Origin of the sequence: Rhodoferax lithotrophicus, assembly GCF_019973615.1 — a bacterium.
GTDB lineage: Bacteria > Pseudomonadota > Gammaproteobacteria > Burkholderiales > Burkholderiaceae_C > Rhodoferax > Rhodoferax lithotrophicus.
The window spans coordinates 4,352,352-4,365,162 of the sequence record NZ_AP024238.1 but is presented as its reverse complement, the minus strand read 5'-3'; the positions used below and the strand labels follow the sequence as shown (position 1 = coordinate 4,365,162).

10 protein-coding genes and 4 tRNA genes are annotated in these 12,811 nt (G+C 56.8%); 11 read left to right on the top strand and 3 right to left on the bottom strand.

Annotated elements, in window-relative coordinates:
- Window positions 1-39: 39 nt before the first annotated feature.
- The 4 genes from LDN84_RS20125 to LDN84_RS20110 all read left to right on the top strand — a co-directional run bounded on the left by LDN84_RS20125 (window position 40) and on the right by LDN84_RS20110 (window position 406).
- A tRNA-Phe gene (locus tag LDN84_RS20125) sits at window positions 40-115 on the top strand.
- A 37-nt stretch (window positions 116-152) separates the two neighbouring features.
- Window positions 153-228 (top strand) — tRNA-Asn (locus tag LDN84_RS20120).
- Between the two features lie 14 nt (window positions 229-242).
- Window positions 243-319 (top strand) — tRNA-Asp (locus tag LDN84_RS20115).
- 11 nt (window positions 320-330) lie between these two features.
- A tRNA-Gly gene (locus LDN84_RS20110) sits at window positions 331-406 on the top strand.
- Window positions 407-570: 164 nt separating this feature from the next.
- Here LDN84_RS20110 and lplT read toward each other — a convergent pair.
- Entirely contained in the window at window positions 571-1,854 is a 1,284-nt protein-coding gene (gene lplT, locus LDN84_RS20105; RefSeq protein WP_223905285.1) for a lysophospholipid transporter LplT, read from the bottom strand.
- Between the two features lie 119 nt (window positions 1,855-1,973).
- Here lplT and alr point away from each other — a divergent pair, with 119 nt between their 5' ends.
- Both alr and LDN84_RS20095 read left to right on the top strand, forming a co-directional pair.
- Window positions 1,974-3,068, top strand: a complete 1,095-nt coding sequence (gene alr, locus LDN84_RS20100) for an alanine racemase (RefSeq protein ID WP_223905283.1) — start codon at window positions 1,974-1,976, stop codon at window positions 3,066-3,068.
- The gene (locus LDN84_RS20095) at window positions 3,068-4,279 is read left to right on the top strand and encodes an HD-GYP domain-containing protein (protein ID WP_223905281.1); all 1,212 of its coding nucleotides are present in this window, start codon (window positions 3,068-3,070) and stop codon (window positions 4,277-4,279) included. The genes alr and LDN84_RS20095 overlap by 1 nt, the downstream gene beginning before the upstream one ends.
- Here LDN84_RS20095 and LDN84_RS20090 read toward each other — a convergent pair.
- A complete protein-coding gene (locus LDN84_RS20090; RefSeq protein ID WP_223905279.1) occupies window positions 4,233-6,908 on the bottom strand; it encodes a cation-translocating P-type ATPase in 2,676 nt (891 codons plus the stop codon). The genes LDN84_RS20095 and LDN84_RS20090 overlap by 47 nt on opposite strands.
- Before the next feature lie 325 nt (window positions 6,909-7,233).
- Between LDN84_RS20090 and LDN84_RS20085 the strand changes: the two genes are divergently transcribed.
- From LDN84_RS20085 to radA, 3 genes are all read left to right on the top strand, one after another.
- Window positions 7,234-8,127 (top strand): hypothetical protein, encoded by an 894-nt coding sequence (locus LDN84_RS20085; RefSeq protein WP_223905278.1) that lies wholly within the window; start codon window positions 7,234-7,236, stop codon window positions 8,125-8,127.
- Window positions 8,128-8,186: 59 nt separating this feature from the next.
- A complete protein-coding gene (locus tag LDN84_RS20080; RefSeq protein WP_223905275.1) occupies window positions 8,187-9,212 on the top strand; it encodes a PQQ-like beta-propeller repeat protein in 1,026 nt (341 codons plus the stop codon).
- 67 nt (window positions 9,213-9,279) lie between these two features.
- Window positions 9,280-10,656 (top strand): DNA repair protein RadA, encoded by a 1,377-nt coding sequence (radA, locus tag LDN84_RS20075; RefSeq protein ID WP_223905273.1) that lies wholly within the window; start codon window positions 9,280-9,282, stop codon window positions 10,654-10,656.
- Between the two features lie 65 nt (window positions 10,657-10,721).
- Here the strand turns inward: radA and LDN84_RS20070 are convergent, their stop codons facing one another.
- Window positions 10,722-11,351, bottom strand: a complete 630-nt coding sequence (locus LDN84_RS20070) for a glycine zipper 2TM domain-containing protein (RefSeq protein WP_223905271.1) — start codon at window positions 11,349-11,351, stop codon at window positions 10,722-10,724.
- A 185-nt stretch (window positions 11,352-11,536) separates the two neighbouring features.
- Between LDN84_RS20070 and LDN84_RS20065 the strand changes: the two genes are divergently transcribed.
- Complete coding sequence (locus LDN84_RS20065; RefSeq protein ID WP_223905269.1) at window positions 11,537-12,061, top strand: diheme cytochrome c; 525 nt, start codon at window positions 11,537-11,539, stop codon at window positions 12,059-12,061.
- 5 nt (window positions 12,062-12,066) lie between these two features.
- Window positions 12,067-12,798 carry a cytochrome b/b6 domain-containing protein gene (locus LDN84_RS20060; protein WP_223905267.1) on the top strand — a complete coding sequence of 244 codons (732 nt, stop codon included), beginning with the start codon at window positions 12,067-12,069 and terminating at the stop codon, window positions 12,796-12,798.
- Window positions 12,799-12,811: the final 13 nt, after the last annotated feature.

Genomic DNA, 12,811 nt, shown 5'->3' with positions numbered 1-12,811 from the left:
TCAAATTTGAGTGAATAAGTTGTTATAATTTTAGGCTCTGGCCCGGTAGCTCAGTCGGTAGAGCAGAGGATTGAAAATCCTTGTGTCGGTGGTTCGATTCCGCCCCAGGCCACCAAATGTTAAAAACCCATCTGCGTGATGGGTTTTTCTTTTCCTCGATAGCTCAGTTGGTAGAGCGCCGGACTGTTAATCCGTAGGTCCCTGGTTCGAGCCCAGGTCGAGGAGCCAAGTTTCGAAGTAGTGGAGTGGTAGTTCAGTTGGTTAGAATACCGGCCTGTCACGCCGGGGGTCGCGGGTTCGAGTCCCGTCCGCTCCGCCAAGATGACAAATGCGGGAATAGCTCAGTTGGTAGAGCGCAACCTTGCCAAGGTTGAGGTCGAGAGTTCGAGACTCTTTTCCCGCTCCAAATGGCTTGTTGGCTACGCTGGATCAGCGTAGTGCTTATGAATAGGCTCCCAACATCTGCAGCTGGTTTTCTCTATTCCCATGCGCGCTTAATGCGATCACCCAATAATGCGACTGGTGAGAGGATCTCACCATGGTGGCATCACTGACTGATCGGGTGACAAGTTACCCGTGAGCCTTGTCGTTACGGGCAATTGTGAGTAGATGTTCAATTTCTTCATGGTGGTGCACCAGATTGCTGGCGTGCCAACGGCGTATCAGCCACATGAAACCGGCAATCACCACGCCAAAGCCCGTGATGGCGACCATGGTGTGTAACCCCATGCCGGTGGATAAGCTGTAAAACGCCCCCAGCGCCAGGATACAGGCTTGTTCATTGAAGTTTTGCACTGCAATAGAACGTCCGGCCCCCATCAAATTGTGACCGCGGTGTTGCAGAAGTGCATTCATCGGTACCACCAAAAAGCCGCCAATCGCTCCTAGCAGAATCAAAAACGGAGCTGCCACCCATACGTTGGTGATAAAAATCAAGCCAATGATCAGCGCTCCCATCAAGATGCCTAGAGTGATCACCCTGGGTCCGTCTTCCAATCGCATACGCATGGAAGCCACCACAGCGCCTGCTGCCATGCCAATAGCTACGACTCCTTGTAATGCTGAAGCCTGTGTGACCGTGTAGCCCAGCGCTGCTGCCGCCCAAGCCAACACAATAAAACGCAAATTTCCTGCTACACCCCAGATCAAGGTGGTCGCCGCCAATGAAATTTGCCCTAGTTTGTCACGCCACAACCGGCTGTTGCAGGTCCAAAAGTCTGGTAGCAGGCTCATCAACTGTTTGGGCATGGGGCGCATCAATACGCCAGTGAGTGGGATATGGGTATTAAACCAAGCTGCCAAAAGATAGACAAAAATCAGCATGCTGATGGCCGCCTCTGCGGGTGTGCTGATGCCTGTGTCTATGCCAGGGAAATCAATGGCCAGTAGATAACGTGACAGGTGATGCCCAACCAGTTGCCCCCCCAGCAAGACACCCAAAATGATGGAGCCAATCGTCAAGCCCTCAATCCAGCCATTGGCTTTGACCAGTTGAGAGGCTGGCAAAAGTTCGGTCAGGATGCCGTATTTGGCAGGCGAATAAGCTGCAGCGCCTAATCCAACCACTGCATAGGCCAGCAGCGGATGCGTGCCAAACAGCATGAACAGGCAGCCTGCTACCTTGATGAAATTGCTGATCAGCATGACCCGGCCTTTGGGCATGGAATCTGCAAACGCCCCGACAAAAGGTGCCAACACCACGTAAAACAAGGCAAACATGGGCACTAGTGCCGCTTGCTGCCATTCTGGTGAGTGGCTGGTACGCAGCAGTTGAACGGCTGCCACAAACAAAGCGTTGTCGGCCAGCGAGCTGAAAAACTGCGCTGCCATGATGGTAAAAAAACCGCGTTTCATCGATAGTTTTGGCAACCGCTGGCAGCGGTGCAGAAAAGGGTGTTGTGTCTCCAAACGGTACGGGGTTATAGCATGGTCAAGCAGTGTCAAAATCAGAACCTCCACTTATCCTCAAAGACATGCCGCGTCCCATCCTCGCAACCATTCATCTTGCTGCACTGCAGCACAATCTCGAGCGCAGTCGCCTGGCCGCACCAGAGGCCAAAGTATGGGCAGTTGTTAAAGCCAATGCCTATGGTCATGGAATTGAGCGCGTCTATGAGGGCTTGCGAAGTGCCGATGGCTTTGCCTTACTGGACCTGGATGAAGCTCAGCGTATTCGCGCACTGGGGTGGCGCGGCCCGGTGTTGTTGCTGGAAGGCGTGTTTGAGGCGCGTGACCTGGAGCTCTGCTCGCGCCTGGACTTATGGCACACCGTACATTGTGAAGAGCAAATCGACATGCTGGCAGCCTGCAAAACGCATGTGGGGCACCGGGTTTTTCTGAAAATGAATTCCGGCATGAACCGCCTGGGCTTCACGCCAGAGCGTTACCGTAGCGCTTGGGCGCGCCTGAATGCTTTGCCCCAGGTGGATGAAATCTCGCATATCACGCACTTCAGCGATGCCGATGGTGGGTTGGGTATTGCTGCCCAACTGGCCTGCTTTACCGAAGTCACCCGTGATTTGCCTGGTGAGTGTTCGGTTTGCAACAGTGCGGCCACCTTGCGCCATGCTGATGCGGTGGCTGTTTCTGACTGGATTCGTCCTGGCATTAGCCTGTATGGCAGCGCACCGGATCATCCTGAGCGCACCGCAGCATCCTGGGACTTGCAGCCGACCATGACGCTATCTTCAAAAATAATAGCTACTCAGGTAATATCTACGGGCGCTACGGTTGGATATGGCTCAAAGTTTTCGGCAGAGGCACCGATGCACATTGGGGTGGTTGCGTGTGGCTATGCCGATGGCTATCCACGCGTTTGCCCGAGCGGCACGCCTGTGCTGGTGAATGGCGTGCGTACCCGCTTGGTGGGGCGTGTCAGCATGGACATGTTGACGGTTGATTTGACACCGGTTCCCCAGGCCCAGATCGGTAGTGAAGTCACCCTATGGGGGCATTCCTCTCAGGGCTCGGTGCTGGGGATTGATGAGGTGGCCCAAGCCGCGGGTACCTTGGGTTACGAGTTGATGTGTGCATTGGCACAGCGCGTGCCGGTGCAAGTGACCGACTGATGTTGATTTATGTTCCCGTTCCCTTGAGCCGTGTTCAGCCGGGTCGCGCATTGCCGGTGGACATTCGCACCCCGGATGGCCGATTGCTGCTTCGTCGTGGCCAAAAACTGCAGTCCGAAGCCCATCGTGACATGCTCGCCAACCACCAGGCCTGCATGACCGAAACCGATGCCCAAGCCTGGCAACGTGCGCTAGACCGGCAAATGCGCAGCATGCGTCAGCAAGGGATGGACATGACGGCAATTGCGAACATGCCCATGCCCGAAGAAATTTTGGACACTGATTATCTGGAGGGCAGCGCCGTAGAAGGCGGCTGGCTGGATTTGCAGGAAATTTTGCGCGGCCTGCTTTACCAGGGGGCACAAGCCAGCACGCCATTGCCCAGGCTGCAGGGGCTGGAGCAAAAAGCCTTCAAGTTGCTGAGTTTGGATGCGGATGAATGTCTGTTTGTGTTGTTCCAGGCGCTGCCCGATCTGGAGCTGGGTTACTGTGCGACCCACGCATTGCTCAGTGGTGTGGTCAGTACACTGACTGCCGCCAAACTGGCTTTGCCCATGAGCAGCCGCATGTTGCTCATGCGGTCCGCATTGGTGATGAATATTGGCATGGCACGCCCGCAAGACCATTTGGCACGCCAGCTCAAAGCGCCCAGTCCGGCCCAGCGCGAACTCATTACCGCCCATCCGCCCACAAGTGTGGATATTTTGCGTGGGTTTGGTGTGCAAGATGATGAGTGGTTGGACGCGGTGCATTGGCATCATGCTCCGCAGGGTGTCGTGGGTGATGGTGACCAGCAGGTCACCGTTCAACTGCTCCATCTGGCCGATATTTTGGTGGCCAAAATGGCACCACGCCTGAGTCGTCCGGCCATATCCGCCTTTGGTGCCGCCAAATCGTTGGTGCTGGAAGCCAACAGTCAAACCCGGCAGCAACGGGTGGCCATGGCCTCTGTGCTGGGTTTTTACCCGCCAGGTACCTATGTGCAATTGGCCAACGGCGAAGTGGCGGTCGTGGTGGCGCGCGGCGAGAAGGCCACCACGCCACATGTGGCCAGTCTGATCAACGCCAAAGGCATGCCTTTGAGTGCTTACGTGTACCGGGACACCCGTCAGATGGATCACAGCGTACGTATGCCACTGGCTGCCAACCAGGTGAATGTTCTCGTTAACCTGGAGCGGATTCGCCGCCTGCGCCAGCAGCACGGGGTTTGAGTAGCTCAAACCACCCTATACACACCAGTCCCAAGCCTGCGGCCGCTCCCAGGTAGCGTAGCGGCAGGGGGTCAAACACAAACAAGCGTGCCAGCCACGGCACATACAGCGCCAACAGCAGCAAACCCAGTGCCGCTCCAACCACCAGCCACAGTGTCCGGTTGGGTACCCGCAGGCTGGCCCAAAGTGAACCGGTACGGCTGCGGTTTGAAAAAATCAGTGCCAGGTTGGTGCACACCAGTACCGCAAATGCAAAAGCCCGTGTGGCTCCCTCGGTCAGCTGATCCGCGCCCCAGGCTGTCGCAGCCAGCACCAATGCCAAAGCGCCCAAACCTTGCAGAAACGCCAGACCCAGTGTCAGCCCACCAAACAGCGGTGTGTTCACAAGGCGCGGTGGGCGCTGCATCACATCGGCCTCTTCGGGTTCGTTTTCAAACACCATGGAGCAAGAGGGATCAATCACCAGTTCCAGAAACGCGATATGCAAGGGATAGAGCACCGTCGGCCAGCCCAGCAAAACCGGCAACAGCGCCATGCCGGCAATCGGCACGTGGACGGCCAGGATATAGCTCATGGATTTGCGCAGGTTGTCAAAAATGCGGCGCCCCAGCCGGACAGCGGCAACGATGGCGGCAAAGTTGTCGTTCAGCAGCACCACCGACGCGGCTTCCCGCGCCACATCAGTACCGCGTTTTCCCATGGCCACGCCGACATGGGCAGCCTTCAGGGCGGGGGCATCGTTGACCCCGTCTCCTGTCATGGCCACCACCTCGCCATTGGCTTTGAGGGCCTGGACAATGCGCAATTTCTGGGTCGGGGCGACGCGGGCGCAGATGCTTACGGTGCGCATGCGATGTTGCAAGTCCGTATCAGAAAGCCGGCTCAGATCATCACCAGTCAGCAACCAGTCCGAGGTCACCGTTAGCCCAGCGGACGCGCTTGCCGTGTCAGGTGTATGGCTTGCGTGATCCATTGGCCCGGTGGGCAGGCCTGCCTGGCGTGCAATGGCCGCCGCTGTGACGGGGTAGTCTCCGGTGATCATCACCACCCGAATGCCCGCTGCATGGGCTTGCACAACAGCCTGCGGGATTTCTGCGCGCAAGGGGTCCGCCAGACCCAGCAGGCCGATGAATTTGAAGTCAAAGTCATGTTCAATGGCGGGCCACTCCTGTCCTTCAAAACGGGCATGTGCCACACCCAGAACCCGCAAGCCTTTGGCGGCCATGGCTTCAACGGCGCGGTCAATGTGTTGCTGTGCGGCCGCATCCAGATGGCACAAGTCCACAATGGCTTCGGGTGCACCTTTGGCTGCCACCACATGGGCATCCCCCTCGCGGGCACGCCAGACGTGTGACATGGCACGTAATTCGGGCGTGAGGCCATAGGTTTGCATCAACGTCCAATCGCGGTGCAGGTGTTCGGTGTCCTGTAAAAAATGTTGTCCCAGTCGGTGAAAGGCTTTCTCCATCGGGTCAAAGGGGTCCGCCACACTGGCCAGGATGGAAAACTCCACCAAGGTATGAAAGTCCTCCGGCAACTCGGTGGTGGTGCCATAGTCAATCGTCAAGGTGTTGACGTGAACCGGATCGGCTTCGGTGGCTGCAGTTTGCGGGGCGAACAGCTCGGTCACCGTCATGCGGTTTTCAGTCAGGGTGCCGGTTTTGTCGACACACAGTACGCTGGTGGCCCCCAGGGTTTCAATGGCCGAAATGCGGCGGGTCAATACGTTTTGCTTGGACAAGCGCCATGCCCCCAAGGCCGGTATGACCGTCAGCACCACGGTGAACTCTTGTGGCAGCAAGGCCATGGCCAGTGCAATGCCAGACAACAAGGCCCCCAGCCAATCGCCACGCAGCCAACCATGGGCCAGGAACAAAAACAAACTGGCCCCAACCGCCACCCAGGCCAGCACTTTGACCAGTTGCGCCATTTGCAGCTTGAGTGGGGATGTCTCGCTGCTCAAACCGCCCAGTGCCTGCCCAATGCGGCCAATTTCGCTGTGTGCACCAATGGCGGTGACGCGTGCCAACCCATGACCGCGTACCAGCAGTGTGCCGGAAAACAAGGTGGACTCTGGCGCGGTTTGACCGTTGAGGGGCGGGGTGTTGTGGGCCTCTTTGACAGGTAATGCCACCTTGTCAACGGGTAGGGGTTCGCCCGTCAGCAAGGATTCATCGGTTTGCACTTCGGTGCCCTGGATCAGCAGCGCATCGGCCGGTATGCGGTCACCTTCGGCCAGTACCAGCAGGTCGCCACGAACCACTTCGCGCCCGGCGATGCGCGTGGCTGTGCCGTCGCGCCAGACCAATGCGCGTGGACTGGTGAGGTCACGCAAAGACTCAATTGCCCGTTCGGTTTTGCCCTCCTGGTACAGCGTCAGCGCCAGAACCACCAGCACCAGCCCAAACAGGATCAGACCTTCCTGCAAATCACCCAGAGCCAGATACAACACACCTGCAGCGAGCAGCAGGGCAAACATGGGGTCTGACAAAGTTTCACGCGCAATGGCCAGCAAACCGCGGTGTTGTTCACCGGCTAATTCATTGGGACCATCGTCTTGCAGGGCTTGGGCAGCCTGTGCCGCAGACAAACCATGGGTGGGTTCAGCCTGATTCTGAGTGTCGGACATAGGAGCCTTGTTTTTATACATAAATACAGTCTATAGACCTTTAAATACAAGCGTAAGTAGCTTCAAATTTAATAGCGTTTAAATACATTTTTCGAGCTTAACACCACAAGGTTGACTCCGCTGTGCTTTAGATCACACAGCCGCAGACCGGGCAATGTGATTTTTAGTCAAAACGCAAATCATAGAAAAGCACATCGAGACAGACTGCCAATCTGATGTGATCAGAAGGGTGACATTTTGTAACTTATGTTAGAGAAAACCCCTAGCTTCATGAAAGCTTAAGAAGCTTAATATTGAATGGCATTCAACCAATAAGGAGATTTTGATGCCCGTTTCACCTTCAACCAGGTTCCGGTTTTCCCGGATCGTCCAAGTGGGCTGTGTCGTTGTCGCACTGACCTCAGGTTTTGTCAGCAATGTCTTCGCGCAAGAGCAGAAGCGTATGAGTTTGGCAGAGCAAATGATCCAGGACATGAAAGATGGCAAGTTGGCCGCCCCTGGTGCGGATGACCATGTGGTGCAAGAGTTGATCATCAAGCGCAGCATCCCGATCACCTACAAGTACATCAGCACCTTGATGAGTACGCCCAATGCCTTTGGCCCTGGCGTGGCTTGTACGGTGTGCCATAACTCCAATGACCCCAGCAAAAGTTACCGTGGTCTGGATTTGAGCACCTGCAAGGGCATCATTGAAGGCTCGACCGAAAAACCCAAACGCGCCCTGTTTGTGGCGGGCAAAGACCCCAAGCGTGACATCCTGATCCGCCGCCTGCGCAACAACCGCATGCCTTTGGGCCAGAGTTTTGACAACCCCACCTACACCCCGAACCACATGCTGGTGAAGAACTGGATTGACGACGGTGCCAAGAACGACGAAAACTTCCAAAAGAACGTTCAACCTTTGTTCAAGACGCCCAATGCCTTCGGCCCGGAAACCCCGGCTTGCACGTCTTGTCACATGTCCAATCAAGAGCCTCCAAGCTTTCATGAGTTGAACCTTGGCACTTACGAAGGAATTCTGCTGGGCGCTGACTCGGTTGCCAAAGGTGTGGCCAAAGCCACCAAGGTGATTGTTCCTGGCAATTCTTCCCTGAGCTTTGTCTGGCAGCATTTGTCGGAAGACCGCATGCCGCCCGGCATCAGCCCAGCTGAGCCGCGTGACCATCCGAACACCACCATCCTTTCCGCCTGGATCAAGCAAGGGGCGAAGTGCGATTGATGGTTTCAGGTCATCTGAATCGCCGCCACTTTGTGGCGGCTCTTGCAGCAGGTGGGCTTTTGTCCACCTTTTCCGTTTCTGCCGCGACCCAAACCCCTCAGGTGGTGCGACGCTGGGGCAGTGGCAACACCACCTTGGCCCCGTTGGCCTGGGTGGATGGCCATGTATTTTTTAACGGTGACAAGACGCTTGGCCGCATCGATCCTGACCTGGATGCCATCACCTGGAATGTGCCGCACCACCTGAGCAGCAACGCGGTTTACCGGCCACGTGCCGCAGGGCAATCGGTGATCAGTGGTGGGCAACGTGAGCTGGGGGCCTGGAACATGGTCGACGGCCAACAACGCTGGGTGCACAAAGCCATTTTGCAAGTCGGCACACCTTTTGTCACTTCTGAGCGCACCTATGTGGGGGATGGCCATGAGCTGCTGGCGCTGGGCAACCAGTCCGGGCAGATTGACTGGCGTTTTTCGGACGAAGTGGACTGCACCGCATCGTATGCCCCTACGGTGGCCGATGGCACGGTGTTCTTTGGCCCCGGCAATGGTTTGCTTTACGCCTTGAATGAGGCCGATGGCAAGCTCAAATGGAAGCTGGACGAAAAGAATGAATGGCAATACGTGCGCCAGATGTATGTCAGTGGCAGCATGTTGGTGGCAGGCACCTACACCGAGCTGCTTTATGGCATTGACGTGAACAGCGGCAAGGTCAAGTGGCGCTTCAAGGCCGGCAACTTCATCAACTCGCACCATGTGTCTGGCGACACCGCTTACCTGTGGTCACCCACTGGCTGGATCTACGCCATTGATGTTGACACCGGGGCCGTGCGCTGGAAGCACCAGACCACGCGTTATGGCAATGCCGGGGCCAATTGGGGCCCCATGATGGCGGAGATCGTCACCTTTGAAAACCAGGTGTATTGCCTGGACATGAAGCAAATGCTGCATGTGCTCGATGCCGACACCGGCCGCGAGCGCTTGCGCCTGCCATTCGCCCATGATTTGCGCCCCACGGTGCTGCCGTTGTCAGGTGGCCGTGCCGTCATGGCCAGCGATTCGGGTGAAGTGCAACTGGCGCAGTGGTGACTGCCCACGCAAAAAGTTTGACATGACGGCGTGATGATCTGTACTTCCATACAGTAACATCCCCGTCATGGCCAAAGAAAAAACCCACTACGTCTGCTCTGAATGCGGCGGCATCAGCCCCAAGTGGCAGGGCAAATGCCCCAGCTGCAACGCCTGGAACACACTGATTGAATCGGTTCCAGAGAGCACAGCCCCGACCAAAAACCGTTTTGCTTCCCTGTCCAAAACCGCTGAAGTGGCGGTGCTCGGCGAGATTGACGCGGTTGATTTCGCGCGCACACCCACCGGTCACGAAGAACTGGATCGCGTGTTGGGCGGCGGTATGGTCGAAGGCGGTGTGGTCTTGATCGGTGGTGACCCTGGCATTGGCAAATCCACCTTGCTGCTGCAAGCGCTTGACTCGTTGCAGCGCAGTGGCCAAAGCACCCTGTATGTCACCGGCGAAGAAAGCGGCGCACAAGTGGCGTTGCGGGCACGCCGCCTGGGGCTGGACGGCTCACAGGTGAAGGTGCTGGCCGAGATTGGGCTGGAGAAAATCCTCTCAACGCTGGAGTCCATGCGGCCCGACATTGCGGTGATCGACTCGATCCAAACCGTGTATTCCGAGCAACTCACCTCGGCCCCAGGCTCGGTGGCGCAAGTGCGTGAATGTGCCGCACACCTGACACGTGCGGCCAAAGCCAGTGGTGTGAGTATTGTGCTGGTCGGCCACGTCACCAAAGAGGGCGCTTTGGCCGGCCCACGTGTGCTGGAGCACATGGTCGACACCGTGCTCTACTTTGAAGGCGACACCCATTCCAGCTTTCGCTTGGTGCGGGCCATCAAAAACCGCTTTGGTGCAGTCAATGAAATTGGCGTGTTTGCCATGACCGAGAAAGGACTCAAGGGCGTCAGCAACCCCAGTGCCATTTTCTTGAGCCAGCACGCCGAGCCGGTGCCGGGCAGTTGTGTCATGGTTACCCTGGAAGGCACGCGCCCGATGCTGGTGGAAATTCAGGCCCTGGTGGACAGCGGCGGGCCGTCGCCCCGGCGCTTGAGTGTCGGGCTGGACAAAGACCGCCTGGCCATGCTGCTGGCGGTGTTGCACCGTCATGCGGGCGTGGCGTGTATGGATCAGGATGTGTTTGTGAATGCTGTGGGTGGCGTGCGCATCTCTGAGCCCGCGGCTGATTTGGCGGTGCTGCTGGCCATCACCTCCAGCCTGCGCGGCAAACCCTTGCCCAAAGGTTTTTTTGCCTTTGGTGAAATTGGTCTGGCGGGAGAAGTCCGCCCGGCCCCACGCGGGCAGGAGCGTCTGAAAGAAGCCGCCAAACTGGGCTTCAGCGTGGCCGTGGTGCCCAAAGCCAACGCCCCCAAAAACCTGAAATCCAAAGACTTCGAGGGCCTGACGATTCACCCGGTGGAGCGCGTCGAACAGGCCATGGAAGTGGTACGTGGGTTGTAATTGATTGCTATGTTTTATATAGCTGTTTGCGCTTATTTTATAAGTACTAGAGCCCAATTAATCACTTAATTTCTGACCAGTGTATTGCCTGAGTTTCTGACGGCGGTGCCTACTGCCAGGCCAGGGTCTTGTTCAAAGTTGAAACTGCCCGTGCGGCCATCGTTGTACTGCACGCTCACCGTCCAGATTTTGCGGCTACCGGCACCTTCTGCCAAGGTTTTGCCAGCATAGGCACCGCCTGCTGCGCCAGCGATGGTGGCCAGGTCTTTGCCAAAGCCGCCGCCCACCTGATGGCCCAGTACCGCACCGGCCACACCACCGGCAATCATGCCAACGGTGCCATTGTTGCCGCCGCCTTGCTCGCTCATATTCACTGCTGTGACACGACCACAATCGGTGCATACGCCATAGTTCTGGGTTTGATAGACCCCGGGCTGATTGCCTGCAACAGCGTTGTCGTAAATGGTTTGTGCATCACGCCGGCACTGGATGCGGGCTTCTGGCGAGGCTTCCTGAGCGCAGAGTTTTTTGTCGGCTTCATAACGGGCCTGTGCGGTTTGCTGGCTATTCTGAGAGGGCGTTCCGCTAGACCACACTTGTGCCTGGACGCTGAGTGCCAACGATCCCGACAACAAGCCCATGGCGCATGCCAGAGCAGAGACAGAGGGGCGACGGAAATGCAGAAATAAGGCCATGGGATTCTCCTGAGGTGGCGGGTTGTACGGGGTGCAAGTTGTGTACAAGGCTTGCTGAAGGTGGCAAGAATACTGCGACTTGGCCCACTTGGGGGCGTTTGATGTGGTCATGACACCGGCTCTTAAGAAAGGCTTAATGCTCAGTGCCTACATTAACTCCACTGTTATTTTCATTGGAGAGCCCCATGCTGCGTTACCCCCCTGTTTTAAAAACCTTGTTGCTCATGCTGCTCACGGCCGGCAGTATGCACGCTGCCATGGCAGACGATGACGAGGGGGGTGAGGGGTGGTTTGGTAGCAGGGGTGGCTCGCGTGGTGGTATCGCCAGTGCAGCGCCACCACAATACAAAAAAGAATGTGCGTCTTGCCACATGGCCTACCCAGCCGGTTTGCTGCCCTCTGGTTCCTGGCAACACTTGATGGGTAACTTGGGCCAGCACTATGGCAACGATGCTTCTTTGGATGCAGCCAGCGCCCGTGCCATTAATCAGTACCTCACCAGCAATGCCGGCACCTACAAGCGTGTCAGCGAAATGCCTCCAGAGGACCGCATCACCGAGTCAAACTGGTTCCGGCGCAAGCACGGCAAACATGTGAACAGCAGCACTTGGTCGCGCAAGTCGATTGGTAGTCCGTCCAATTGCAGCGCTTGCCATCAAGGTGCCGAGCAAGGTGACTTCAACGAGCACAGTGTGCGTATTCCCAACTGAAAATCATGGGAACTGATGCTGTGGGTAAAACCAGAATTTTGGTATGGGATGCCCCCACCCGGGTGTTCCACTGGTTGCTGGCTTTGAGTTTTGCTGGAGCCTATGCCACCTCAGAGAGTGACCGTCTGATGGGGGTTCATTTGACGTTGGGTTACACCATGGTTGGGCTGGTGGCGTTCCGTCTGATCTGGGGTGTGATTGGCACACGTCATGCTCGTTTTGCCAGCTTTGTCCGTGGCCCGGTGGCGGTAGCACGGTATGCCAGCGAGATGCTTAGCTTCAAACCCAAAACTTCGGTGGGGCACAACCCCTTGGGGGCGCTGTCGATTGTGCTGATGTTGTTGAGCACTTTGGCCATTGTGTATACCGGTTGGGTTTATTTCAATGGTGGCTCTCATAGCGTGAAGGAGATCCATGAAGCGGCAGCGGGGTTCATGCTGGTCGTGGTGGGTGTACACGTGGCCGGGGTGATTTATGCCAGTTTGACACAAGGTGAAAACCTGATTGGGGCGATGTGGAGTGGCTACAAACAAGGCCTTACCAAAGACAAGATCCGTTGGTCGTGGTGGCCATTGGCATTGCTGCTGATGTGTTGTGTGCTGGGTTTTTGGTATTTGCAATGGCAAAACCCGGTGATGAGCACCCAGCGTGGCAGTGCCTACGCTCATGACGGCCATGGTGATCATCAGTCAGGAAATCGCGTCCAGCACAGTTGGCGCAGTGGTGATGACGATTAAGATGATGCTGACT

Bases quoted from the DNA above. Each gene is read 5' to 3' on its own strand.
- lplT (WP_223905285.1), bottom strand. From the start codon at position 1,854: ATGAAACGCGGTTTTTTTACCATCATGGCAGCGCAGTTTTTCAGCTCG.
- alr (WP_223905283.1), top strand. From the start codon at position 1,974: ATGCCGCGTCCCATCCTCGCAACCATTCATCTTGCTGCACTGCAGCAC.
- LDN84_RS20095 (WP_223905281.1), top strand. From the start codon at position 3,068: ATGTTGATTTATGTTCCCGTTCCCTTGAGCCGTGTTCAGCCGGGTCGC.
- LDN84_RS20090 (WP_223905279.1), bottom strand. From the start codon at position 6,908: ATGTCCGACACTCAGAATCAGGCTGAACCCACCCATGGTTTGTCTGCG.
- LDN84_RS20085 (WP_223905278.1), top strand. From the start codon at position 7,234: ATGCCCGTTTCACCTTCAACCAGGTTCCGGTTTTCCCGGATCGTCCAA.
- radA (WP_223905273.1), top strand. From the start codon at position 9,280: ATGGCCAAAGAAAAAACCCACTACGTCTGCTCTGAATGCGGCGGCATC.
- LDN84_RS20070 (WP_223905271.1), bottom strand. From the start codon at position 11,351: ATGGCCTTATTTCTGCATTTCCGTCGCCCCTCTGTCTCTGCTCTGGCA.
- LDN84_RS20065 (WP_223905269.1), top strand. From the start codon at position 11,537: ATGCTGCGTTACCCCCCTGTTTTAAAAACCTTGTTGCTCATGCTGCTC.
- LDN84_RS20060 (WP_223905267.1), top strand. From the start codon at position 12,067: ATGGGAACTGATGCTGTGGGTAAAACCAGAATTTTGGTATGGGATGCC.